The 23,624-nt window shown below is 49.3% G+C and carries 21 protein-coding genes; 9 read left to right on the top strand and 12 right to left on the bottom strand.

Going from position 1 to position 23,624, the window contains the following annotated elements; translation table 11 throughout:
• Window positions 1-18: 18 nt before the first annotated feature.
• Entirely contained in the window at window positions 19-3,321 is a 3,303-nt protein-coding gene (locus LZD49_RS29610; RefSeq protein WP_234671602.1) for a glycosyl hydrolase, read from the top strand.
• 65 nt (window positions 3,322-3,386) lie between these two features.
• Here LZD49_RS29610 and LZD49_RS29605 read toward each other — a convergent pair whose 3' ends face one another.
• The 3 genes from LZD49_RS29605 to LZD49_RS29595 all read right to left on the bottom strand — a co-directional run bounded on the left by LZD49_RS29605 (window position 3,387) and on the right by LZD49_RS29595 (window position 6,226).
• The gene (locus LZD49_RS29605; RefSeq protein ID WP_234671601.1) at window positions 3,387-4,067 is read right to left on the bottom strand and encodes a hypothetical protein; all 681 of its coding nucleotides are present in this window, start codon (window positions 4,065-4,067) and stop codon (window positions 3,387-3,389) included.
• 345 nt (window positions 4,068-4,412) lie between these two features.
• The gene (locus LZD49_RS29600) at window positions 4,413-5,165 is read right to left on the bottom strand and encodes a rhamnogalacturonan acetylesterase (protein WP_234671599.1); all 753 of its coding nucleotides are present in this window, start codon (window positions 5,163-5,165) and stop codon (window positions 4,413-4,415) included.
• 2 nt (window positions 5,166-5,167) lie between these two features.
• Window positions 5,168-6,226, bottom strand: a complete 1,059-nt coding sequence (locus LZD49_RS29595) for an endonuclease/exonuclease/phosphatase family protein (protein WP_234671597.1) — start codon at window positions 6,224-6,226, stop codon at window positions 5,168-5,170.
• A gap of 147 nt (window positions 6,227-6,373) precedes the next feature.
• Here LZD49_RS29595 and LZD49_RS29590 point away from each other — a divergent pair, with 147 nt between their 5' ends.
• Complete coding sequence (locus LZD49_RS29590; protein WP_234671595.1) at window positions 6,374-7,948, top strand: glycoside hydrolase family 43 protein; 1,575 nt, start codon at window positions 6,374-6,376, stop codon at window positions 7,946-7,948.
• On the opposite strand, the gene LZD49_RS29585 is transcribed toward LZD49_RS29590, so the two are convergent.
• Together LZD49_RS29585 and LZD49_RS35605 are read right to left on the bottom strand one after the other, a co-directional pair.
• Window positions 7,945-8,946, bottom strand: coding sequence for a sugar phosphate isomerase/epimerase (locus LZD49_RS29585; protein ID WP_234671594.1), 1,002 nt, complete (start codon window positions 8,944-8,946; stop codon window positions 7,945-7,947). The two genes, LZD49_RS29590 and LZD49_RS29585, sit on opposite strands and share 4 nt — an antisense overlap.
• A gap of 25 nt (window positions 8,947-8,971) precedes the next feature.
• Entirely contained in the window at window positions 8,972-9,103 is a 132-nt protein-coding gene (locus LZD49_RS35605) for a hypothetical protein (RefSeq protein WP_255721284.1), read from the bottom strand.
• Window positions 9,104-9,342: 239 nt separating this feature from the next.
• On the opposite strand from LZD49_RS35605, the gene LZD49_RS29580 reads away from it, so the two are divergent.
• The 5 genes from LZD49_RS29580 (at window position 9,343) to LZD49_RS29565 (ending at window position 13,820) form a co-directional block, all read left to right on the top strand.
• Window positions 9,343-10,587: a hypothetical protein gene (locus LZD49_RS29580; RefSeq protein ID WP_234671592.1), complete on the top strand. Its 1,245-nt coding sequence runs from the start codon at window positions 9,343-9,345 to the stop codon at window positions 10,585-10,587.
• A gap of 173 nt (window positions 10,588-10,760) precedes the next feature.
• Entirely contained in the window at window positions 10,761-11,501 is a 741-nt protein-coding gene (locus LZD49_RS29575; RefSeq protein ID WP_234671590.1) for a glucose 1-dehydrogenase, read from the top strand.
• A 251-nt stretch (window positions 11,502-11,752) separates the two neighbouring features.
• Complete coding sequence (locus LZD49_RS29570; protein ID WP_234671588.1) at window positions 11,753-12,148, top strand: hypothetical protein; 396 nt, start codon at window positions 11,753-11,755, stop codon at window positions 12,146-12,148.
• A gap of 3 nt (window positions 12,149-12,151) precedes the next feature.
• Window positions 12,152-12,388, top strand: coding sequence for a type II toxin-antitoxin system HicA family toxin (locus LZD49_RS36160; RefSeq protein WP_409021360.1), 237 nt, complete (start codon window positions 12,152-12,154; stop codon window positions 12,386-12,388).
• A gap of 103 nt (window positions 12,389-12,491) precedes the next feature.
• On the top strand, window positions 12,492-13,820 hold the full coding sequence (locus tag LZD49_RS29565) for a glycoside hydrolase family 28 protein (protein ID WP_234671586.1): 1,329 nt from the start codon (window positions 12,492-12,494) through the stop codon (window positions 13,818-13,820).
• Window positions 13,821-13,865: 45 nt separating this feature from the next.
• Here LZD49_RS29565 and LZD49_RS29560 read toward each other — a convergent pair whose 3' ends face one another.
• On the bottom strand, window positions 13,866-15,338 hold the full coding sequence (locus LZD49_RS29560) for an MBOAT family protein (RefSeq protein WP_234671585.1): 1,473 nt from the start codon (window positions 15,336-15,338) through the stop codon (window positions 13,866-13,868).
• A gap of 18 nt (window positions 15,339-15,356) precedes the next feature.
• Window positions 15,357-16,409: a hypothetical protein gene (locus tag LZD49_RS29555; protein WP_234671584.1), complete on the bottom strand. Its 1,053-nt coding sequence runs from the start codon at window positions 16,407-16,409 to the stop codon at window positions 15,357-15,359.
• 314 nt (window positions 16,410-16,723) lie between these two features.
• On the opposite strand from LZD49_RS29555, the gene LZD49_RS29550 reads away from it, so the two are divergent.
• Window positions 16,724-17,734, top strand: a complete 1,011-nt coding sequence (locus LZD49_RS29550; protein WP_234671583.1) for an AraC family transcriptional regulator — start codon at window positions 16,724-16,726, stop codon at window positions 17,732-17,734.
• Window positions 17,735-17,761: 27 nt separating this feature from the next.
• Here LZD49_RS29550 and LZD49_RS29545 read toward each other — a convergent pair whose 3' ends face one another.
• The 4 genes from LZD49_RS29545 to LZD49_RS29530 all read right to left on the bottom strand — a co-directional run bounded on the left by LZD49_RS29545 (window position 17,762) and on the right by LZD49_RS29530 (window position 21,207).
• Entirely contained in the window at window positions 17,762-18,163 is a 402-nt protein-coding gene (locus tag LZD49_RS29545) for a response regulator (RefSeq protein ID WP_234671582.1), read from the bottom strand.
• A 9-nt stretch (window positions 18,164-18,172) separates the two neighbouring features.
• The gene (locus LZD49_RS29540; protein WP_234671581.1) at window positions 18,173-20,062 is read right to left on the bottom strand and encodes a PAS domain S-box protein; all 1,890 of its coding nucleotides are present in this window, start codon (window positions 20,060-20,062) and stop codon (window positions 18,173-18,175) included.
• Window positions 20,063-20,225: 163 nt separating this feature from the next.
• Window positions 20,226-20,966 (bottom strand): SDR family NAD(P)-dependent oxidoreductase, encoded by a 741-nt coding sequence (locus LZD49_RS29535; RefSeq protein WP_234671580.1) that lies wholly within the window; start codon window positions 20,964-20,966, stop codon window positions 20,226-20,228.
• A gap of 19 nt (window positions 20,967-20,985) precedes the next feature.
• Entirely contained in the window at window positions 20,986-21,207 is a 222-nt protein-coding gene (locus LZD49_RS29530; protein ID WP_234671579.1) for a 4-oxalocrotonate tautomerase family protein, read from the bottom strand.
• 214 nt (window positions 21,208-21,421) lie between these two features.
• On the opposite strand from LZD49_RS29530, the gene LZD49_RS29525 reads away from it, so the two are divergent.
• Window positions 21,422-22,681: an Hsp70 family protein gene (locus tag LZD49_RS29525; RefSeq protein ID WP_234671578.1), complete on the top strand. Its 1,260-nt coding sequence runs from the start codon at window positions 21,422-21,424 to the stop codon at window positions 22,679-22,681.
• Window positions 22,682-22,994: 313 nt separating this feature from the next.
• Here the strand turns inward: LZD49_RS29525 and LZD49_RS29520 are convergent, their stop codons facing one another.
• Complete coding sequence (locus LZD49_RS29520) at window positions 22,995-23,594, bottom strand: hypothetical protein (protein WP_234671577.1); 600 nt, start codon at window positions 23,592-23,594, stop codon at window positions 22,995-22,997.
• Window positions 23,595-23,624: the final 30 nt, after the last annotated feature.

Genomic DNA, 23,624 nt, shown 5'->3' with positions numbered 1-23,624 from the left:
GTAAATCAGCATATTACCATGAAGAAATTCGCGCTTCTCGCCTGGGCGCTTCCCGCGCTCGCCTTTGGACAAAATGCAACCCTGCAACAAGGCTTTCAAACCCCTCCCGACGCTGCCAAACCGCGTGTGTGGTGGCATTGGATGAATGGTAATGTTACAAAAGAGGGTATTACCAAAGACCTGGAATGGATGAAACGTGTAGGCATAGGCGGTTTCCAGAATTTCGATGCAAGCCTTTTTACACCGAATGTGACCCCGAAGAAACTGGTATTCATGACACCCGAGTGGAAGGATGCATTCAAACATACCACCGATCTGGCTCAGAAGCTCGGGCTTGAAATGGCGATCGCCGGGTCACCCGGATGGAGCGTCACAGGCGGGCCCTGGGTGCCCGCAAGTGACGCGATGAAAAAGTATGTATGGACCGAAACACGCTTAGCAGGCGGGCAGGCGTTCACAGGCAAACTGCCGCAAGCCAAACCCGTTGCAGGTAAATTCCAGAACGTGCCATTGCCTGCTGAGGGAGGTATTACCGGCCCCAACGGCGAAGTCCCGGACTACTATGCCGACGCCGCAGTGATTGCCTACCGGCTGCCCACCACCGACAAGCTCATGACCACCCTGAACCCGAAAGTAACATCGAGCGGTGGTACGTTCGCCGTCGCCGCATTGACTGACGGTGATCTGGCTAAAACAGCCTTGCTCCCGCCCATGGAAGTCGGCCAGGACATGTGGATTCAATACGAATTTGACACTCCGCAGACTTTCAAGGCATTGACTATCGTAGGCGCAAGCTCGGGCGGGGCATTGGCGGAATTTAATGGCGCACCCAACAACCGCACATTGAAGGTGAGCGAAGATGGGGTTACCTTCCGGGATGTAGCACCTATCAAAGGAAGCACTATACCTCAAAACACGATTGGCTTTGCACCGGTTACCGCGAAATTCTTCCGCATTGCATTCAAAACCCTCCCGCCGCCATCCAGTCCATTCGCAGCGATGTTTGGCGGGAGTGCGCAGCCAGCCAAGCCGGAAGGCGTGCAGGTCGCCGAAATCGTGTTCCATAACACCGACCGGATGGACCAGTTCGAGGAAAAAGCCGGTTTCAGTCCGTGGAGAGAAAACACAACATCCTTTATCCAGACCAATGCGGATGCCGTCCCGGTGACCGACGTCGTGGACCTTACTTCCAAAATGAGCGCCGACGGGAGTCTGAACTGGACGCCTCCCGCAGGCAATTGGGTGGTAGTGCGCCTGGGATATTCGCTTACGGGGCGTAAAAACCATCCCGCGTCACCAGAAGCTACCGGCCTTGAAGTGGATAAGCTCGACAAGGATGCTGTGAACAATTACATTAATACCTACCTGGACATGTACAAAGATGCCACCGGCGGACAAATGGGTGCGAAAGGGTTACAATTCATGGTGCTCGACAGCTACGAGGCCGGCCATATGACGTGGACAAAAGCCTTGCCCCAGGAATTCAGGAAGCGTCGCGGGTATGACATTACTCCGTGGATTCCCGTGCTTACCGGTATAGTAGTGAAGAGCGCTGGTGAGAGCGACCGTTTTTTGTGGGATTTCCGAAAAACCATCGGTGAGCTGATCGTCGAGAACCATTATGAAACGATCGGCGATGCATTGAAAGCCCGCGGCATGAAGCGTTATACCGAATCTCATGAGGGCGGGCGCATTTACCTCGCCGACGGAATGGACGTAAAACGCAAGGCCGATATCCCGATGGCGGCCATGTGGACTCCGGGCAGTCTCGCGGGCGGTGCCGATGAAGAGGTCCGCAGCGAGGCAGATATCCGGGAATCAGCTTCGGTAGCACATATTTATGGCCAGAATATTGTCGCTGCGGAATCGATGACATCAGTAGGCAATGCATTTACCTGGTATCCCGAAAAATTGAAGCGCACCGCCGACCTGGAAATGGCGTCGGGGCTTAACCGGTTCGTGATCCACACGTCCGTTCACCAGCCGCTGGATGATAAAAAACCCGGCTTCTCACTCGGGCCATTCGGACAGTATTTTACACGACAGGAAACCTGGGCCGAGCAAGGAAAAGCGTGGATGGGCTATCTTGGCAGGAGTTGTTACATGTTGCAACAGGGCAAACCAGTCGTAGATGTGCTTTATTACTATGGTGAAAACTCCAATATCACGCAGATTTCAACGCAAAAACTACCTGCTATCCCGGCAGGCTATGCTTTCGATTTTGCCAATGCCAATGTGATCAAAAACCAATTGAAAGTAGAAAAAGGAACCATTGTAACGACGAGCGGTCAGCAGTACCGGTTACTCGTACTGGATTCGACAGCCCGGAATATGACATTGCCGGTCCTGCAAAAGATTGGCGAGTTGGTGGATGCCGGAATGAAAGTGGCTGGAGTGAAACCGGAGCGCTCTCCCAGCCTGAACGACGATACAACAGCCTTTGGCGCATTGGTAAACAAGATTTGGGGAAATCCCAATGTTTCTACCCAGCCGCTTGAAACCGTTCTGAACAGCATAACGCCCAAAGACGTAAGCATCACAGGTGAAAAAGCAAAAATCCTGTACGTGCACCGTCAAACCGCTGACAGCGACATTTATTGGCTCGACAACCGCAGCAATGACCCCAATGAAGCGCAGATCAGCTTTCGGATAAGCGGAAAAGTCCCGATGCTCTGGAACCCAGAAACGGGCAAAATGAGCAAAGTTTCCTACCGCATTGCCGACGGCCGGACTACAGTTCCGCTAAAATTCGAATCGTGGCAAGCGTATTTCCTTGTTTTCAGTGGTAATGCAGCAGCCAATTCCTATACCGAACCTGTCATGACCGAAGCGGCCGTAGCGGACATCAGCAGCGCATGGAAAGTGACTTTCCAACCAGGCCTGGGCGCTCCGGCACAAACCCAGCTGAATGCCCTGGCATCGCTTTCGGAAAATGCCGATGCGGGTATCAAGTATTTTTCGGGCACCGCCACTTACGAAAACATCTTGAATGCACCCGCGATCGCAAAAAATGCCCGCTACTGGCTGGACCTGGGCGATGTAAAAAACCTGGCGGAAGTGATTGTGAATGGCAAGAATGTGGGCATTACCTGGAAAAAACCTTTCCGGATCGACGTGACCGATGCTTTGAAACGGGGGGCGAACAACATTCAGATCAAGGTTACCAATACTTGGGTGAACCGCCTGATCGGCGACGCACAACCCGGCATGACAACGAAAATCACGTATACAACCATGCCTTTTTACAAACCCGATTCACCCTTGCAACCCAGCGGTCTGCTCGGGCCGGTGAAACTGGTGGCCGCAACGCCTGGCAAGTAAAAGATGAGTAAACAGTCATGTGTAGTCATAGGTTATCAACCCCTGACTACACATGACAACAAAGATTAGCAAGTACGTGGGCAAGGGGCGCTCAGGTCGTAATAGCCGCTGTCGGCGTCGGGGCCTATCAGACCGCTTTCCTTCTGGTCGGGGATAGCCTGAAATAGTAGTCCGAAAGTGTAAGAAGCCTCCAAATCCCCGATTCCCGGTTCCTCCGCGAATTTAAAATACCGGTGTAGCACAAACCGGATGTAGTACTTAGGCATTTTCGTAAAATTGAAGAGCGCGGCGATCAGCTCTTTCACCGGATAATTGTAACCATTCAAAAAGCCGTACTGGCTGCGGAACAGCGTGCTGGTGATATCGTCGGCATGCCCTTTTTCTTCCCAGTATCGGATCCATTGTTTTGCCAAAACGTCGGGCACATTTCCGCCCGGGCCATCGCCGGACGGACGGAAATCGGCCGGCGCATGTGCATAGTACGGCGTAATGATTTGTCCGGCGCTGTCGACACCGAACAACACCAGTTTGAATTGCTTTTCTTCCGTGTCAAATCCGAAGCGGACCTTTATAACGGTAATGCCGGGCGTTGATACCAATGTTTCCAGGTCGGCACTGTCAAAATAATCACCCAGAAGTAGCTGATCCCCTGATTTAAAAAAGTTGAAAGGTTCGCGGCTGTGTTCCAATGCCTGCCACTGGGCGGCCCATTTTGCAAAGAGCTCGTCGCTGATAAATTTCGACATGTTTCGCTGATTAAGAGGTTGATAAAAAAGGTATTGCTTTCCTTTTGTGCCATCTAACGCGGACTGACACAACAGAAAAGCAATATACCTAGCGAAGGGTAGGAATGTAACTAATTCTCATAAAAAGTAGAAAAAGTTCGATTTAGCGGTTTGGTTATGATTCTTTTTGATTTTTGGTTTTTAGAATGCTGACAAAGTGAGAGTAGCGCCCGAAAAGACCAGGGCCTTCTGATACGCCAACCCAGCACCCTTTGTCACTAACTTGACATTTCAAAATTCCGCAAACTTTGGTGAGCATGTAAGCGTGTAAACACGTGTTATGTAAAAACAGGTGTTTTCCGGGGGTCAGGGGGCGGGGATCACCACGCGCTCTGCGAGGCCGAGCTTCAACGCCTTTAGGTCTGCAAGTACCAACTCCGCCATTTTCCGGGCACCAAGCTCGTTGAAATGGGTATTGTCCTCTTTTCCTTCGGGATAGTTGGGATGCTCGCCCGGTGCCATATGCAGAAATAGCATTTTAGAATTTTCCACGCCCATCTTTTGCAGCAATTCCTGGCTTTTTTTGTCAAGGTCTATTAACGGAGTATGCTGTGCGGCCGCTACGTCCCTTACTAGTTGTGAATAGACCGCGTGTGTCTCCTGGATTTTGCCTTTGGCGTCGAAGCTTCTTCTTGCTACCGGTGTAATCAGTACCGGATTAGCTTTTTTGGCACGCGTCTCTTCGATAAAGCGAATCAGGTTTTTCTGGTAGCCGACTTCGTCGATGTAACTTTTCTTGGTTTTCACCTCATCATTGTGCCCAAACTGGATCAGCACATAATCGCCTTCGCGTAGACTGTCGGCCACCGACTGCCAGCGGCCTTCCTCGATAAAGGTTTTCGTGCTCCGCCCATTCATTGCACGGTTATCGACTTTCACGCTCTGATTAAAAAAGTAAACAAAAGGCATCCCCCAGCCAGTCTCGGGATAATAGCGCACCTGTTTAATAGCCATGGTCGAGTCACCGATCAGGTAGATAACAACAGGCCGATCGGCCGGAATAAAACTGAGTAACAGCAGAAAGCAAGAACCTGCGAGATGTCGGAATATGCGTTGCATGGTTATGATTCTTTGGAAATTTTCTCGTTAGCCAGCGCGATATCTTCCGGCTCCGCTTCCGGCTCGTCCTGTTCGATGCTTGCCGCGGGTTCGTACTGCAACGAAAGAAGGATCGGGAAATGGTCGGACGAAAAATTTTCCAGCCGGGCGATTTCGACAAGCTTGAAATCTGTGGAGCAGAAAACATGGTCGAGCGGAAAGCGTAGCAACGGAATACCCGCGTGGAATGTGTTATAAAACCCCCGCCCCAAACGGGGATCGAGCAAGCCACTGATTTTGGTAAAAAGATCGGTGGTGTAGGACCACGCCACGTCATTCAGGTCGCCCACTACAATGCATGGTAACCGGCTTGCTTTTACTTCTTTCGCAACTAGCAAAAGTTCTTTGTCGCGCTCGGTGGAATGCAGATTTTCACCTGGCACAGGCGGTGTCGGATGCACGCAAAAAAGCTGCACTTTCTGGCCCGAAAGCAAGGTTACCAGCGTTTTAATCGATGGAATTTCATCATCTACCAGATGGCGGACCTGCGTTTCGGAAAGCTCCAACCTTGAATACAACAGCATTCCATACGTATTTTCCAGCGGGACCGGCATTTCATAAGGGTATTTCTCACGCAACGCCAAAGTGCTTTCGTACCAGAAACGGTCGGTTTCCAGCAACAGCACAATGTCCGGATCGTATTTCCGGATGAGATTCAGGCACCCGCTGGCATTTTTGTTATCCTGTAAGACGTTGGATGACAAGATCGAGATTCTGTTTTCGGGCAAATGCGACTGGGCAGGCAGGATCGCCTTTTTTGCTACGGGTGTAAAAGGAAAGATCAGGTAGCAAAGGTAGAGGCTATTCAGAACGAATGCGCCGGAAAACAGCAGCGCCCGTACTTCCTGAGAAAAGAACAGGCTCAAATAAACACCGGCTATCGCCACGCTGAGCACCAGTTTCTGTAATCTCGGATATTCAAAAACCCTGAATGTCCAGTAATCATTGCGTATCAGTGGGACGAGTGACATCAGCACGACCAGAGAGCCGGCAACTTCAAGGAATATCTTTAAATAATACATCGTGTGGTCGGAGTAAGGCCGCAATATTCTAATTATTCCGCATCATTTCAACCCTTAGCACACACTATTGCCAGCTTTCCACCGGATTTTCCGGTTTATTATTCGGGAATAAATCCCTTTATTCGCAATTCCATCAATTCGCATCCCATGAAGTTTCTGCACGGCATACTCTTGCTGACAATCTCTTTCGCAACGAATGCACTTGCCCAACGACCTGCTCCCGCGGGTGTTGTCACATACCGCAACCCGGTGATTGCCGGCGACTTCGCGGATCCGTCGGTGATACGCGTGGGCGACACCTACTATGCAGCCGGAACTTCCTCGGAATGGGCGCCAGCCTACCCTATTTACAGTTCGAAGGATCTGATCAATTGGGAATATGTGGGACCGGTGTTTGCCGAGTTGCCCAAATGGACCATGGGCAGCTACTGGGCGCCGGAGCTTTTTTTCAGGAACGGGACTTTTTATGTTTACTACACCGCACGGAGAAAATCGGACAAACAATCGATGATCGGCGTGGCGAGTACCAAGGATATTACGAAAGGCTTCAAAGACCACGGCGTCATCATCGAATGGACGAAAGAAGCGATTGATGCATTTGTGGTGGAAGATAAAGGAAAATTGTTCATTACCTGGAAGGCGTACGGTTTGGATAAAGACCGGGGCATTGAATTGCTGGGTGCCGAACTTTCGCAGGATGGGCTTAAAGTAACAGGCAAGGAATTCAGTCTGATCAAGGCCGACCCGGCGGGTTGGGAGGCTGGCGGTGCGGAAGGGCAGGCTATTTTCAAGAGGGGCAATTACTGGTACATGCTTTATTCCGGTAACGCCTGCTGCGGCGAACGCTGCGATTACCAGGTGGGGATGGCGAGAGCCGAGAACCTGCAAGGGCCATGGGTAAAGTACGGGAACAACCCGGTGCTTTTCGGAGACGATACCTGGAAATGCCCTGGGCATGGGACGGTGGTGCAAACGTCCGACCGCCGTTATTTCTATCTGCATCATGCCTACCCCGGAACAGAATTTACATTTGGTGGTCGGCAGGGCGTGTTAAGTGAGCTGGTTTGGGACGAAACGACCAAATGGCCGGCATTCCGTTACGGCAAAACGACCCCTGCACAGGCCGAAGCTCCCGCTGGAGCGGGTGCTCCTACGCTGCATGCGCATAATTTTTCCGCTAATTACGACCGTGATACGCTGAGGCTCCCGTGGGTGTTCGATGCGGGCTTGCCTAAACCGAAGTTTGCCGTACAGAACGCTGCTTTGGAAATAGAATGCGAGAATCCCGCGATGACGGGTAATTTTTTAGGCCATACCATCAAAAAGGGCAATTATTCTTTCGCTACCGAGGTCGTGACCAAAGACGGTATCCTGCAAAATATTGTCATTTATGGTGACGCGCAGAATGCGATTGGCTATGGGGCAGGAAGGAACCGCATTGAGCTGTGGCAGGTGAAAGATGGCGTATATGAAACCCTCAAAACCCAGGAGATCCCTGATAAATACCACAATATCCGGCTGGAACTGCAAAGCCGCTATGGCCGCTTCTTCACATTTAGCTGGGCCGTAAAAGGCCAGAAAATCGATTCGCTTACCAGTTCCGTGCAGATGGAAGCACCCTGGCTTCCACGTTGGGACCGTGCGCCGAGAGTTGGGATCAACGTTACCGGCCAACCAACGCAGAAGAGCGAAATAAAAGCGATTGAAATGAAATACGATTAAAAGTATTGCTGCATCAGCTTGGGGTAAGCAGGGATGACGATTTCAGGATCCTCAATTTCGGGATGCCACTTTTTCTCCCATTCGAAGCTGTAATAGCCTTTGTAATTGTCCTTCACGAGCACGCTGATTGCCTCTTGCAATGGCCCTTCGCCCTTACCGACTGCCACATACCGGATTTTGCCGCCTTCGAGGATGCCATCCTTAATATGGGTATGGCGGATGTATTGCTTCAATTGGGCATAAACCTCTTTCGGTGGCTCTTTCGTTACCGACCACATATTGAAAATGTCCCAGATCAGTCCTACGTGCTTGTGCTCGGCCTTACCCATAACATTCGCCAGGATGTCCTTCTTCGTGACATCTCCGTGCGATTCAAGGAGTACAGTTACCGACGTGTTTTTTGCATATTCACCCAATTCGAGCAGACCTGTACTGATTAATTCCACTGTTTTGTCTACTTCCTGATCCTTGGGCAGGTCGTTCGGGAATACACGCACATAGGGGCAGTTCAACTGCTGGGCCAGGTCAATAAACCTTTTCGCCTCATCCAAATTTTTCTTCCGCTCGGCAGGGTCTGCCATGTGCAATGCTGCCGAAGAGCCGAGGTCGACGATCCTTAACCCTTTGTCTTCTGCCAGCTTGCGTGATTGCGCGATGTTTTGCGGGCTGCCAAAGTCGTTGCATTTGGGAAGGTCCATACAATCCAGCACCCCGCGGATCTCGATCCCGTGGTAGCCGTTGTCGGAAGCGTATTTGACGATTGTCGCCCAATCCCATTTAGGACAGGCCAATGTAGAAAATGACAATAACGGTTTGGCTTTTGCCAGTGCGTTTAATGGCTGTACCAGGGGCAGTGCCAGACTGGCGGAAGCGGCGGCCAGGAAGTCCCGGCGGGTAAAGGATGATGATCGGTTCATAAGGTTCAGGAAAATGTCCGGAAATATATTGTCAATCGCGTGGAATGCCAACTTGTTTCCCTTTTTAGTTGTGACGGACATTAAACCGACCGATAACCGATCATCTCTATTTTACGTGAATCTGATCGTCGAGCTCATTTTTTCGAAGCTCAAATACGATCCTGATCCCCATTGCTGCTATTGCTACCGCGATCCCTATCTGGACCAATCCGGCCCACATACCAATTGTCAATTCCATTATATATTAATTTGATTTTCAGTGCAAAATAAAATCAGATACAAGAGGGAATAAAGCACAAACCATTTAGCGGTTTCAGAAATTAGTAATCGGCAGCAACGCCAGAAAAAAAATTATCCCAACCCTATTGCAGAAATCCGAATCGTTTTTAACTTTGAATTACAAAGTACTTTTTAATATTAAGAATCAGGCGCCACTCACCACTTAAAAAAGTAATCACAATCTGTCAATCATTGTTTATGCGCGAAGAAATCCTGTCAAACCAAGACAACCCCTTACACCTGGAAAAGCTGTACCGGGGCAACAAGCCTGGCTTCAAGGCTGCATTTAATGCTTTGTATCCCGATTTGGGTAGCAATCTGCTGGTGGAAGGCTGGCACCAGCGGCTTAATTTCATCCAGGACGATCTTTCCTGGGGCACCGCCAGCGAACGCACCTTTGTAGTGGCTGCGTCCTTGTTCGCGGCATTGCTCGCCAAGATTCCAGCCATGCTTTCCCTTAACGAAGAGTTTTTCTACACCCGCAACACAGGCTTCATTGTTTTTCCAGTCCTCATGGCGTATTTCGCATGGAGAAACAATGCTTCATGGAAGACACGGGCGTCGGCTTTTGGCTTTGTGGCCCTCTCAGCGCTGTTTATCAACCTGCTTCCGAACGATGTCACAAGCGATACGCTGAACCTTTCATGCATTCATTTGCCCTTACTGCTTTGGTCGATGCTTGGATTTGTGTTCGGAGGCGGAACGTGGCAAAAAGGAGCGAATTGGCTCGGGTTTCTGCGCTACAATGGTGAGCTGCTGGTGATGATGGCCCTGCTGCTCATTTCAGGGGGCATCATGTCGGGAATTACCATCAATTTGTTTGGATTGATCGGCTGGGACATTCAGAAATTCTACTCCCAGTATATCGTGGTCAGCGGCCTGGCCGCGATACCACTTGTGGCCACATTCATCACACGCGTGCAGCCGACGCTCGTAAACAGGGTACCGCCCGTTATCGCGAAGCTATTCAGCCCAGTCGCCCTTGTCATGCTGATCATATATCTGGCCGCTACGCTTTTCGCAGGCAAAAATCCTTACCATGACCGGGAATTTCTTCTCCTTTTTAACGGCATGCTGATAGGTGTCATGGCACTGATATTCTTCTCGGTGGCCGAAACAGAGCAATCGGGCACGAACCGGGCCCAGGTTGTATTGCTCCTACTGCTTTCCGCAGTAACGCTGCTGGTCAACAGCATTGCGCTTTCCGCCGTCTTGTTCCGCATTTCGGAATGGGGCATCACACCGAACCGGGCCGCTGTACTCGGTGCCAACGTGCTAATGCTTGTGCATTTGTTTTATGTTGGGTTAAAACTTTTCGGAGCGCTCAACAGAAAAACAGACTTAGCCCTGATAGCCAGATCACTGGTGACGTTCCTGCCGGTTTATAGCGCCTGGGCGGCCATCGTAACATTTGTTTTCCCTTTAATTTTCGGTTTCAAATAAGATCCGATTTGCACTTAGATAAAAATAATACACGAGGCTGTCAGTAAATGGCAGCCTTTTTTCATGGTTTGAACCGATCTGAGAAATTTGCAACTCTTGCAGTGATCCTTGTACGCGAGTCGATCCACCGATCCGCCATCTTTGTAATGTCATTTAACCAAACAAAAAAGACCATGAACTCACTCGAAAACAAAGTAGCCCTGGTGACCGGGGCGTCAAGGGGAATAGGAGCAGCAATAGCCCTTCATCTGGCAGCAGCAGGCGCGAAAGTGATCGTCAACTATACCAGCGGAATGGAAGCCGCGCAGCAAACGGTTGCCGCAATCGAATCGCAGGGTGGCGAGGCCATCGCATTACAGGCCGACGTCAGTAATGCACAGCAGGTCAAAGAATTGTTCGACGCCGCGATCGCACATTTCGGTAAAATTGACGTGCTGGTCAACAATGCCGGGATCATGATCACCAAATTACTGAAAGACACGACCGACGAAGAATTCACCCGTCAGTTTGAAGTGAATGTGCGGGGAACCTTCAACACCCTCCGGGAAGCCGCTACCCGCCTGGCCGACGGTGGCAGCATTATCAACTTCTCCTCCACCACGACGCGCGTCATGATGCCTACGTACGCAACATATGTGGCCACAAAAGGTGCGGTGGAACAAATGACACGGGTTTTTGCCAAAGAAATAGGCGCACGCGGCGTCAACGTCAACGCCGTCCTCCCCGGGCCGACCAACACGGAACTTTTCACCAAAGGCAAGCCCCAGGAAGTGATCGACCGCCTTGCCTCACTGAATGCCTTCAACCGTCTCGGAGAACCTGACGACATTGCCAAAGTAGTTGCGTTCCTGGCTGGTGACGATGCGAAATGGATTAGTGGGCAGACGATTGGATTGAATGGGGCTATGGCGTAAGGGCGAGGGTTGCTTCTACCATTTAACCGTTTGGCCAATTGTCTCAGCCGACTGATAAACGCTAATGAATCGAACTGGCTAACAGCAACGCTTAATGTAGACACAAACCACTTATAGTCAGACAATTGACGTTATTTTGCAAGTTTTGTCTATCATAAATGCACCGATTTCCAATGCTACGTTTAAGCTAATTTTTTCGCACTTTTGATAAACAAACTAAATTCAGTACACGGCCAAATAGCATAAACGATATGTCACAAATTGAAATGCATTTATTGGATGAGGCCGGAGACAACTTTTCCGATCTGCTGAAACTCTCGCAGCACGAAGTGGTCGGGACATTAAGGATGTTTACGGGACAGCAAGGCGAACATTGGGTTGGTATTGTTCCAAATTTGAATGTCACTGGCTACGGAGAAAATGAGACGGACGCAGTGCAGGCATTGAAAGAAAATCTAGATACATTTTTTGACGACCTCTTTAAACTTTCGGAATCGGAGAGGCAAAAGGTTATGGAAAACATCGGTTGGCATAACGAGAAGGCTTTCCCCAAGAAGTTCTCTAATCCATCCTTTGATGAGCTAAAAGTTTTGCAAAGCTTTGATCACCCTGAGCAGGTTAAAAAGTTGGTATTACAAACGGCATAAGCTTTGGGAAATAACAGACCTGTTAAAACGAAGGACTGGATTCGCTTTCTTGAAGCTCACGGATGTAAATATGACCGACAAAATGGTCGTTCTCACGAGCATTGGAAGTGTCCGGGTTGTTGGCGGACGATTACACATCGAAGCCATTTAAAAGAAATCCCGGCAATGCATCTTAAAACCAACCTTGTAAATATGGGTAGAACGCTCGAATACTTGTACGATTGGATCGATAAAGAATAGTAATTAATTTAAGGGGCCGCAAGCCCCTTTTTTGCGTGCTATTTATGAGCATTTCAATATTCCCGTAAGAGTATAACCCTACAAACCCCGTCTTCATGGGGTTATGACAAAACTTTTTTTCCTTTTCTTCCAAATGCTTTGCATTGCGTCGGTCGCTTTCTCGCAAACCGGCAGAGCTACTACATTCCCCGACGGTACGGAAATCCCCAAATGGTTTTCGGATACAACCAAAATTAGCCTTGCAAATCTCGGAAGGCAGTTTCTGATCACGGAACATGGCGTTTCAAAAGATAGCAATGTCGTGCAAACGGCGGCCATTCAAAAGGTGATCGATCAGGCTCAGGCAGAAGGTGGTGGTGTGATTGTGATCCCTAAGGGTACTTTTCTGAGCGGGGCATTGTTTTTTAAACCCAAAACGCATTTGCATTTGGCGGAAGGCGCGGTGTTGAAAGGGTCGGACAAGATCGCTGATTACCCCATGATGCCTTCGCGCATGGAGGGGCAAAACCTGGATTACTTTCCGGCACTAGTGAATGCATACGGGGTGAACGGTTTTACGATTTCGGGGAAAGGGATTATCGATGGGAATGGGTTGAATTACTGGAAGGCTTTCTGGCAGCGCAGAAAGGAAAATCCCAATTGCACCAATCTGGAAGTTTCCCGGCCCCGGCTGGTTTTTATCTGGAAAAGTAATGATGTGCAGGTCCAGGATGTGACTTTACAGAATTCAGGTTTCTGGACGAGCCATTACTACCAATGCAATAATATCAAAATCCTGAATGTGCGCATTACCGCGCCGCATGAACCGATAAAAGCGCCGAGCACGGATGCGATCGATCTTGATGTGTGCAACAATGTGCTGGTAAAAGGCTGTTACCTGGCCGTGAATGACGATGCGATCGCGTTGAAAGGCGGCAAAGGGCCGTATGCCGACAAAGATCCCGGCAATGGAAGTAATACCAATATCATTATCGAAGACACGAATTTCGGATTTTGTCACGCAGCGCTCACCTGCGGCAGCGAGGCCATTCACAACAGGAATGTCGTCATGCGCAATTGCCACATCGAAAACGCCATGCGTGTGTTATGGCTCAAAATGCGTCCGGATACGCCTCAGAAATATGAGTTTGTAAGCGTCGAAAATGTGGACGGTTATGCTTATAGCCTCATTTACGTAAAACCCTGGAAGCAATTTTTTGATTTGAAGGGAAGAAAGGACGTCCCGCTCTCCTACTCGGATCATATCAGTTTAAAAAACATCAAGCTGAAATGCGAGGTGTTTTTTGATGTGGAACCGGGCGAATACGACAAACTTTCAAAGTTCAGTTTTGAGAATCTGGACATTACTGCTAAAAACAGCGCCTATAACAAATCGGTCGTGCAGGACTTTACGCTAGACAATGTCAAGGTAAACAACAAAATGGTTCAGTGAAGGCCGTAAATGCCCTACTGAACCATTCGCTTCATTTACTGACTTTTAGAACTGGAAATAAATAAATGAACCGGTGCTTTTCTGTGTGAGAACGATCAGAATGAGCATAATGCCCCATAACGTTCCGAAAAGCCACCAGGGCATCGATTGGAACAACCCCTTCACCGAACGCTCGCGCATGTTCCAGTGACAAACAAGCAGTCCGACTGTCACGATCGCCACTTTGAGCATATCGGGTGTTGTGAGCATTTTCGGGCCTTGTGTGATCACCCCGAACATACAGAGCAGCATACGGATCGCTGTACCAAAATCCGGCGAACGGAAGAATACCCAGGTTACGTTCAAGAGGAAAAATGTGAGCAAAACCCGCAGTAAAACGGAGATATTGTTGCGACGTACCGGGATCACCGTTGCCTGCAAAACCACTTCCTCCGCCTCAGTAGCAGCTACTCCCGCTTTTTTGGGATTTCTCTTTATTAATCTCTCAATGCAGAGAAACAGTCCGTGTAAACCGCCCCAGATCACGAAGTTCCAGGATGCACCATGCCATAAACCACCTAATAGCATGGTTATCATCAGGTTAATATAGGTCTGAAAGCGCCCTGCGCGGTTTCCGCCTAATGGAATGTACAGGTAATCGCGGAGCCAGGTTGAGAGCGTAATGTGCCAGCGGCGCCAGAAATCGGAAAAGCCAACGGCCGCATACGGATAACGGAAGTTTTCCGGCAGTTTGAAGCCCAGGCAAAGTGAAACACCAATAGCGCAGGTGGAATAGCCGCTGAAATCGCAGAATATCTGCCCGGAAAAAGCCAGCACCGCCGACCACGCATCCAGAGGGTTAACCGGAAATGGCAGCCCAAAAATAAGATCGGATGTCTCAGACAGCCAGCCATCTGCAATCACGACTTTGAGGAACAGGCCCAATGTGAGCAGGAATATGCCCCACATAAACTGTTGCCCCGTCGCTTTTTTGGGTTGTTTGAATTGCGGGATCAGGTCCTCGGGACGAACGATAGGCCCGGCAACAAGGTGCGGAAAATAGGTTACGAATAATGCGAAGTCGAGAAAGGATGACTCCGGCGCGAACTTACGTTTATATACGTCAATCGTGTAGGACAGTGTCACGAAGGTGTAAAATGAAATTCCGACAGGTAAAATAATATCCGGTTTGGCCGCCTCGAATGCAATGCCCAGCGAATTCATCAGCATGGTAAAGTTTTCGAGCAGGAAACCACCGTATTTGAAGTAGCTCAGCATACCGAGGTTCAACACCAGACTGACAGCCAGCCACATCCGTCGCCGCGTCTTATCTTCGGTTATCGAAATAAGTTTGGCCATATAAAAATCTACAATGGTCGATAACCAGAGCAACAGGATAAAAGGCGGGTTCCAGAGTGCGTAGAAAAGATAGCTGGCACCCAACAGATTGATTTTCTTGGTTTTCCAGGAAAAAGGCATGTTATGCAATGCGAGCAGCACCGCAAAAAACAGGACGAATGTATAAGAATTAAATACCATGGCTAATAATGTCGATTGTTATGGAATGTTTTGAGATACCGCATTTTGCAAAGACCACTTTGTTTTCGTCTCGATAATACGCGTGAGGTCTTTGGTAAAACTCTTTGCGTCGGCCGGTGAAAGGTGCGACCATTCGGGGCATTTGTAGCGCGAAAGCTCGGGGTAGTCGGCAAAATGGATGCCGGTAACGCCGGTTTCCTTCAACAACCTTTCCCAATACAATTCCCGTGGGTAGGCTTGCTGCTCGGCATTCCATACTTCGCCGCTGGACGGAAACCGGACGAATACCACCTGCCCGCCCCGCGCGCGGATTTGGTCCACCGACTTTGCTACTGACCGGATAATGTTCGTAAGCGTGTCGCCGCCTACGCCGCGTTTGGTACTGGTAAGTCCCATTCGTGCCCACACGCCCTTCACCTCGGCCTGCGCGGCTGTATCGGTTAAAAAACTGTCGGTAAACGATGTCTGGCGATTTGGGAGCCCGTATTCTAAGTTCAACGGGAAAACAGGGAATACAAACACGCCCGGCCGGCTCGCGATAGGGAGACGTTTAATGAGCGCATTCACGGAGAATTTCTCCTCGTCCAGAAAGAGCAGATGATCTTCCAATTGGCGATTAATCACAAAACTGGCTTGCTGGGAAAGCGACCATTTGGGGTAATAGGCCAGTCTTTTCGTCGCAGAGACCTCGGCGAATGAACCATTAGGCTGAAAAAACAGTGGTTCCATCACGTCCAGGATCAAAGTCCCCTTGAAATTGGGGTCGCTGGCGAGGTCTTGAAGCACCGGACGTGGTGTGGTACCCACGATGGCCAGCTGCACGGGGGCCTTGCCAGTAATACCTTCCCAGGTTTGCAGGTCAATATCAAATTTAGCACGGGATGTGCCAACGATCACCGGCCCGGCAGGCGTGGCCTGATAGATGTTCCGGCGGGTGGCCGCCCAGAGACTTTCATCGTCATTATAAGAGCAAATAAATCCGCTCTGCCGGAGATAAGATTCCCAGCCGATCAGGAAAAGGACGACAAGCGCACCGCCGAGGCACGCCGCTTTGAGGTTTGTTTTTTTCATGGCTATAAAAATTTGACTAATAAACTACTACGCTGCCAGGTGCACTTCCGGCAATTGATCCGCGAATCGGTAAATTGTAATTACAGCTCAAATTTACTTCAACTATTACTCTCGCGGAACAACATGATGACCAATTGCTACTGACCGGTAATAGTTTCTGAGTGAGCGGGTTAAATAACCTAGGCTATTCGGCTTTTATGCATTTATTTTGGCACAAATTAAATTGTTCCTCCCTTGGTGGTGAATGATAGTATACGCCAAACTGGTGGTACTAGGCGCCATCAGAGTAACCGTTCAGCCCGTAAACCATTGATATGTATACTACTATACGTGTATTAAGAAACCTCATCTACGCAGCAAGCACTCGCGGAGCTGACCTTCAAAAAGCATGCAGCGCACTCGGCATTACACCCGAGGGCCTGAACGATGCCGACAGCCGTGTCGAAGGTGTGGTTCCGGTAATGAACATGTGGAGTACACTGGAAGCCTCTTCCGGCGATCCATGTATTGGATTGCATTCAGGGATTCAGAATAACCCGTCGGTTTTCGGTTTGCTGGGTTACCTGATGCAGAGTTGCCGCACTGTCAAGGACACCTACACCGAATTGCAACGCTACCAGCAAATGGTATCAGGCTGGATCTCCTACAAAATGGAAGTGACCAACAAAGGTTGTGAAGTAACGTTTGGCGTCAATCCGATTTGGTGGGATGTTTCCCCCGAAACGGCCCGGCATGCCATCGATGCGGCCATGAGCGGAACATTCAACTTCATTTACATATTCACAGGCCGAAAAATCTATCCCCTTAAAGCTGAATTTCAGTTCCCTGCTTTTCAGTCCAGATCCGATTATGAGCGGGTGTTCAACTGTCCGGCAGGCTTTCAAAAGGAGAAGAACCTTCTTATTTACGAAAAAGGGTTTGCAGATATTCCGATTCTCAGCTATGACGAGTCGCTGTATGCGCATTTTGCCGAAACGTTACGCGAAAAAGCCGCCACATTCGAAAAATCGGCCAGTTTTTGCGACCAGGTCCGGCAGGTGATCATGCGCGACTTCGCTGGCAAAATACCGTCGCTCGAAATAATTGCCGCACATATGAATATGAGCGAACGGTCGTTCCAGAGAAAGCTCAGCCAACATAGCGAAAGTTACAGGTCGCTGGGAACGTCCATTAAAAAAGAACTGGCATTTAACCTCCTGCGCAATACCGACGCCAAAGTTCATTCCATATCGGACGTGTTGGGCTACGCCGAACCGAGCGCATTCCACCGGGCATTTAAAAGCTGGACAAAGACAACGCCGGTACAGAAGAAGAACGATTTCTGACTGTGCCGGTTTGACCGAGACGGTACGTCAGCATCCAAAATACCGGCAAGCCAGGCGATAAAATTCGCTTACAAATGAATCATAGGCAACGAAAATGTCCGGTTTGGCGATAAAGTCCCTCGCACCTGCCCGAATGCATTTTTCGCGGGTCGATGCTACCGATGAGGTGGATGTGGCGAATACCAGGATGTCGGGATTTGTTGTTTTGAGCTCGTCGATGATGTCGTAGCCATTTTTACCAGGCATATTCAGGTCCGAAAGTATGAGTTCGGGGAGCTGTTTCGGCGCGGCTTGCAGCCATTCCGTCAATTGATCACCATTACCAAATTCGCCGATGATCTCAAATTCGTGCGAAGCCCTGAAAGCCTCCGACATAAAGAAGCGCTCATCCTCGTCATTCTCTACGATAGCAAGTTTTAATGTTCTCATTTTCCGGTGTCAGTTTATTAGGCTGGGTAATTTAATATGAAAACTAGCCCCCCCGCCCTGCTCCGATTCTGCCCAAATTTTACCCCGGTGCCGCTCCACCACTTTCTTGCAAACCGCCAATCCTACACCCGTTCCAGGGTACTGGCTGGTAAAATGCAGCCTTCGGAATATTTCAAAGATCTTTTCGAGGTTCTGGGATGAAATTCCAATGCCATTATCTTCCACCACGAATCGCACATGGCCGTTTTCCGCCCAGCATCTGACGTCCACCCGGGGGGCGCTACCGTTGGTAAACTTGATGGCATTGGCCAGCAGATTTTGAAATAACTGAACCAACTGCAGCCGGTCACCATACAAGGATTTTACACTACTCGCGACGCTGATTTGCGCACCCGAATGCGCGATAGCATCGGTGAGGTTCTGCATTGCCTCTCCGATCAGGTCATCGACAGTCAGCTCCTGCTGTTGCAGTCCCACCTTGCTGATCTGCGAATAGTCGAGCAGATTATCGATCAGCTCCTGCATGCGCTGTGCGGCCTGAATGCTCTTACCGATATTTGGTTTGAGTAATTCATATTTTTGCTGGTTCACATGCATGTCCATCAAATGCAAAAAGCTCCTCACGGTACGCACAGGTTCTTTCAGGTCGTGCGAAACGATTGCGGTGAACTGTTCGAGTTCACGGTTTACTTCCGACAGCTCACTATTCGTTATCGAAAGTTCATCTGCCAGCCGCTTATACAGGATCGAACTCTCCTGCAAAGCCTGCTCGTTCATTTTCCGTTCAGTCAAATCGCGGGTCACTTTGGAAAAGCCTGCCAAACGTCCCTCGGAGTCAGAAACTGCGGTAATGACAACGTTGGCCCAGAATCGGGTACCGTCTTTGCGTAAGCGCCAGCCTTCTTCCTCATATTTACCCGAAGATCGCGCGACTTTAAGTTCCCAGGCCGGCTTTCCGTTCACAATATCTTCTTCCGGGTAAAAAATGGAAAAGTATTTACCGATCACATCTTCCGCGGTATAACCTTTGATGCGCTTGGCCCCTTCATTCCAGCTGACTATCCTGCCTTTCGTATCGAGCATAAATATCCCGTAATCAGCCACCTGCTCCACCAGCGAACGATAACGTGCCTCACTTTGCCGCAGCGCCTCTTCACTTTTAAGGCGGTCGGTGAGGTCACGGGTTACCTTGGAATAGCCTATAAGCTTGTTCTGATTGTTGAATAAGGCCGTCAGTACCACATTCGCCCAAAATAACGACCCACCCTTTTTCACACGCCAACCTTCCTCGCGGTAGGAGCCGTTCTCCTGCGCTATCCGCAATTCACGCTCCGTTTTTTCCGCAACCTGTTCGCTGGGCGGGTAAAATACTGAAAAATGTTTACCTATGATCTCGCTTTCGACATAGCCATGGATCAGCGCTCCTCCATCATTCCAAGTCACGACAATCCCTTCCGGATTGAGCATAAAGATCGAGTAGTCACGGATCGCTTCGACCATCAGTCGGTAGTGTTCCTCACTCTCACGGATATCGACTTGCTGTTGTTTTCTTTCGGAAATGTCCCGCAACAGCACACAATAACCCGAATGCTTCTGGTCGTCGTCGTAGATAGGTGAGTAGCAAGTTTCCGCCCAATAGCGGGTTCCGTCCTTTCTCCGCTTCCAGCCTTCCACGACCAGCCGCTTTTTCTGTAAAGCCTGATCCAGCTCATACCGGTATTTGATAGGATCGTCCTGGCCGTCACCTACCGTTTCAAAGGGTTTGTTCTCAACTTCGGAGTTTTGATAACCGGTAATGGCCGTAGCTATGGCATTGCACTTTTGAATCGTTCCTGCCTCATCCAACACAAATATGCCCTCACTAAGGTTTTGGAAAATCAAATCGTTCGTCAAATGCATGGATGCGTAAAGTAAGCGTGATTGGTGGTTACAGCAAAATCCGTACCCAAAGAAAACGGCGTATACGGCTCCGGGGTATGCCTACCCCGGAGCCGTATACGCCCCGTCGAAATCAAACTTACCTTATATCATTCCCCCACTTGTGGAAATAATGTCCTTCCGCCTAACCAATATGGTGACCGGCCACATGGCCTCCGTCCAGATTGATCACCTCACCGGTCACAAAGTTGCTACCTGCAAGATAAAGTGCCAGTTGCGCCACATCCTCGGTTTCACCAATCCGGTTGACCAGATGCAGGCCAGCCAGGCCGTCGGCGTTATCAATGCCGTTTTTCGCTTGAAGCGGGCTTCTGATAATACCGGGGGCAATGCAGTTGACACGAATGTTGTCCTTGCCAAATTCAGCCGCAAGTTGGCGGGTTAATGCGTGGATACCACCTTTGCTGGCAATAGGTGCAGTGGCCGGGAAGCCGCCGATTGCGTGGTCAACGAGCACGGTACCAATGTTGATGATCGATCCTTCACCCTGTAACAACATCTGACTTATGGCAGCCTGACTGGCGAAAAAGGTACCTTTCAGGTTAATACCCAGGAAGCGGTCCAGATGTTCCTCATCCACGTCCAGGAAGCCTTTAGGTTCAAAAATACCCGCATTATTGATCAGAACATCTGCGCTGCCGAAACGTGTCACTGCTGTTTCCACCAACTGCTGCCCGGTAGCTCTTTTACTGATATCACCCACTACCATCGCCAGGCGGTCGTGATGCCCCAGCTCGTTGTATGTTGCGGTCAGATTGTCCTCGTTGGCGGAGTTAATAACCACATTATATTCATTTTGCAGAAAAAGACTTGCGATGGCTTTTCCTATACCAGTGGAAGCGCCGGTTACGATTATTGTTTTCATTGTTATTTTAAAGGTTGTTTTACTGATTTTTTTTTGCTGTAATCCCTTTTTCGCGAAGCACGGAAACCTGCTCGCCGGCAAAGCCCCAGTCGTCCAGCTCAATCTCCTGGATTACCACATGTGTAAGCTGGGGATCTTTGTCCAGGACATCGGTTATTAAATTTGTCACTCCGGCGATGAGCGCCTGTTTTTGCTGTCTGGTAACACCTTCACGCGTCACCTCGATTTTCACGTATGGCATGATTTCTAATATTTAAGGATTATCAATGTGTTTGTTATCAATCCATTATTGCGTTTTGACATTACAAAGGAACCGCATCGCAAGCGGTTCGTTACGTGACATAGATCACAAGTTGCAGGGATCTCCGGGAGATTCAGTTCTCCATTTAATTTCCATTCTGATTTGCATTACACTGCAAATAATCGGACATTTGCGCCCCCAATTTCCCAACACAATGGCTACTCCTGTTTTCTGCGGCATCGATTTCGGCACCTCCAATTCAAGCCTTGCGATCGCCAACCAAGACGACGTTTTTCTCATTCCCGTAGAAAACGACCATAAGACAATCCCGAGCGCGATGTTTTTTGCGCGGAAAGACAATGAGGCATTCTTTGGCCGCGCCGCCATGGAACGGTTTCTGAACCGCAATCCAGGCAGGTTAATGCGAAGTTTGAAACGCGTTTTGGGCACACCTGCGATGCGGCAGGGAACGATGGTCAATGGTGAGTTGATGAAGTTCGATCAGATTGTGGCGGCATTCCTGGATCAGATGAAACAGAAGGCAGAGGCCGATTGCGGTACGGAGCTGAAACATGTCGTAATGGGCAGGCCGGTCCATTTTGTGGACAATGATCCGGCTGCCGATCAGCGGGCTGAGGACGAATTGAAGGCCATTGCCAAAAGCCTGGGCTTCGGGCACGTCGGCTTCCAGTTCGAGCCAATCGCCGCTGCATTTGCCCATGAGGCCAGGGTAACGGGTGAAAAACTCGCCATGGTTGTGGATCTCGGTGGAGGTACTTCCGATTTTACGGTGATCAGATTGTCCAAAGATAACGCGCTTAAACATGACCGTACCAGCGATATCCTTGCAAACACCGGCGTGCGCCTCGGCGGGAATGATTTTGACAAAGACCTCAGCCTGGCGCGCATGATGCCCGAGCTCGGGTTCCGCACCACTTATGGTACCAAAAACCTCGAAGTGCCTTCCTATCATTATTTCGACCTGTCGGAATGGAGCAAGGTCAACTTTTTATATACCAACAGAACCATATTCCAGGCCAAACAACTGCTGCGCGAAACACATTCGCCTGAAAAATACGGGCGACTCATCAACGTCCTCGAACAGGAAAGCGGCCACGCGGTGCTTGCGGAAACCGAGAATATCAAGATTGGCCTTACAAACAGTGACGCCTATGTAGCATCTCTCCCGTTTATCGACAAGGATTTGCAGATCAATGTCGAACGCGAGGTGTTCAATGCCGCCATCAGTACAAAAACGCAGCGCATTATTGAAGCGGCCAAACAATGCCTTGAAAGCGCAGGCATAGCGGCAGACGCTATCGGGCTCGTGATCATGACCGGCGGTTCCACCGAAATACCCCTGATCCAGGAAAGCTTCCGTGCGCTTTTTCCGGCAGCGGAATGGTCGGAGGAGAACAAGCTGTCGAGCGTCGGATTGGGATTGGCCTACGACGCGCGAAGCCGGTTTTCGTAGGCACGGTGTTCGTCGTACACGATGGCCTCAGTCCCACTTAAAGAAGTCCTGAAAGGCTGCATGACCACGCTATCTATCGATTTTGCTGCTCATAGGCAAAATAATGGCCGGGCCAATCGATACCAAAGCCATTTATACGACTGAAAACCCTGGCACTCAATGTCCGGGAGTCGCTTCGATGATGAACAATAATTTTAAATCGAGTGAAAAGTAAAAAAATCTTGAAAAAACGAATTCAAATCGTATATTTAGCATGATCGACTCGAATGACCTTGGTCAAGCTGTCGCCTGACGGGTGTTCTTGTCGATTTTTTTATATGCCTGCCAAAAGGAATTTACTGCTTTTTATATTCCGCAGTTGTTTTAAATCGCTTACCCCCAATCGCTTTTTTAAGTAATCGGTAATGGCTATTTTGGTTGGGTTTCGAGGTTTCCCAAACAATTCGCCGTAAATACTTCCAGTAAATAAATCACTTAGCTGTAGAAGATTATTCCCAAGTCGTTCGTCTGCTAAAATTATAGATCGAGATCTGGCATAGGTCGTCAATTCCTTTATAAGCGCTTCCTGAGAGGAATAAAAATTCATTTTTAATGATTTACTATTTGCCAGTCCACTAACATCGACAACAGCCTTTCTATAAGTAGCATTATATGCACTTTGTCTAATTTGAACAAGATATTTTTGGCTGGTGTTTGTTACTTCTTGAATGATTCTCCCATAAAATCTCAGGCTCGGCTCTTGAAAAAAAAGGTCAATTAAAGCAAGTGAAATCGGACGTTTGAATTTATCACGACTCCTATACATGATATGGCTGCGATATTTGTGCTTTGCGCGAAGCTTTTGTATCAGTGTGTTATCCCCTTTTGGGTGATCAATTGCTGAATAGAGCTTATCCCGTTTGTTTAAACTCATTCGGTGTTAAAAAGCCAAGTGCTTGATGTG

This window comes from Dyadobacter sp. CY261 (genome assembly GCF_021440085.1).
Taxonomy (GTDB): domain Bacteria; phylum Bacteroidota; class Bacteroidia; order Cytophagales; family Spirosomataceae; genus Dyadobacter.
Note: the sequence above shows the minus strand (reverse complement) of the source record. Positions and strands in the feature narration are given on the sequence as shown.

Coding starts and splice junctions, on each gene's coding strand:
- LZD49_RS29610 (WP_234671602.1), top strand. CDS start 19: ATGAAGAAATTCGCGCTTCTCGCCTGGGCGCTTCCCGCGCTCGCCTTT.
- LZD49_RS29605 (WP_234671601.1), bottom strand. CDS start 4,067: ATGTCGAAATTTATCAGCGACGAGCTCTTTGCAAAATGGGCCGCCCAG.
- LZD49_RS29600 (WP_234671599.1), bottom strand. CDS start 5,165: ATGCAACGCATATTCCGACATCTCGCAGGTTCTTGCTTTCTGCTGTTA.
- LZD49_RS29595 (WP_234671597.1), bottom strand. CDS start 6,226: ATGTATTATTTAAAGATATTCCTTGAAGTTGCCGGCTCTCTGGTCGTG.
- LZD49_RS29590 (WP_234671595.1), top strand. CDS start 6,374: ATGAAGTTTCTGCACGGCATACTCTTGCTGACAATCTCTTTCGCAACG.
- LZD49_RS29585 (WP_234671594.1), bottom strand. CDS start 8,946: ATGTCCGTCACAACTAAAAAGGGAAACAAGTTGGCATTCCACGCGATT.
- LZD49_RS35605 (WP_255721284.1), bottom strand. CDS start 9,103: ATGGAATTGACAATTGGTATGTGGGCCGGATTGGTCCAGATAGGGATC.
- LZD49_RS29580 (WP_234671592.1), top strand. CDS start 9,343: ATGCGCGAAGAAATCCTGTCAAACCAAGACAACCCCTTACACCTGGAA.
- LZD49_RS29575 (WP_234671590.1), top strand. CDS start 10,761: ATGAACTCACTCGAAAACAAAGTAGCCCTGGTGACCGGGGCGTCAAGG.
- LZD49_RS29570 (WP_234671588.1), top strand. CDS start 11,753: ATGTCACAAATTGAAATGCATTTATTGGATGAGGCCGGAGACAACTTT.
- LZD49_RS29565 (WP_234671586.1), top strand. CDS start 12,492: ATGACAAAACTTTTTTTCCTTTTCTTCCAAATGCTTTGCATTGCGTCG.
- LZD49_RS29560 (WP_234671585.1), bottom strand. CDS start 15,338: ATGGTATTTAATTCTTATACATTCGTCCTGTTTTTTGCGGTGCTGCTC.
- LZD49_RS29555 (WP_234671584.1), bottom strand. CDS start 16,409: ATGAAAAAAACAAACCTCAAAGCGGCGTGCCTCGGCGGTGCGCTTGTC.
- LZD49_RS29550 (WP_234671583.1), top strand. CDS start 16,724: ATGTATACTACTATACGTGTATTAAGAAACCTCATCTACGCAGCAAGC.
- LZD49_RS29545 (WP_234671582.1), bottom strand. CDS start 18,163: ATGAGAACATTAAAACTTGCTATCGTAGAGAATGACGAGGATGAGCGC.
- LZD49_RS29540 (WP_234671581.1), bottom strand. CDS start 20,062: ATGCATTTGACGAACGATTTGATTTTCCAAAACCTTAGTGAGGGCATA.
- LZD49_RS29535 (WP_234671580.1), bottom strand. CDS start 20,966: ATGAAAACAATAATCGTAACCGGCGCTTCCACTGGTATAGGAAAAGCC.
- LZD49_RS29530 (WP_234671579.1), bottom strand. CDS start 21,207: ATGCCATACGTGAAAATCGAGGTGACGCGTGAAGGTGTTACCAGACAG.
- LZD49_RS29525 (WP_234671578.1), top strand. CDS start 21,422: ATGGCTACTCCTGTTTTCTGCGGCATCGATTTCGGCACCTCCAATTCA.
- LZD49_RS29520 (WP_234671577.1), bottom strand. CDS start 23,594: ATGAGTTTAAACAAACGGGATAAGCTCTATTCAGCAATTGATCACCCA.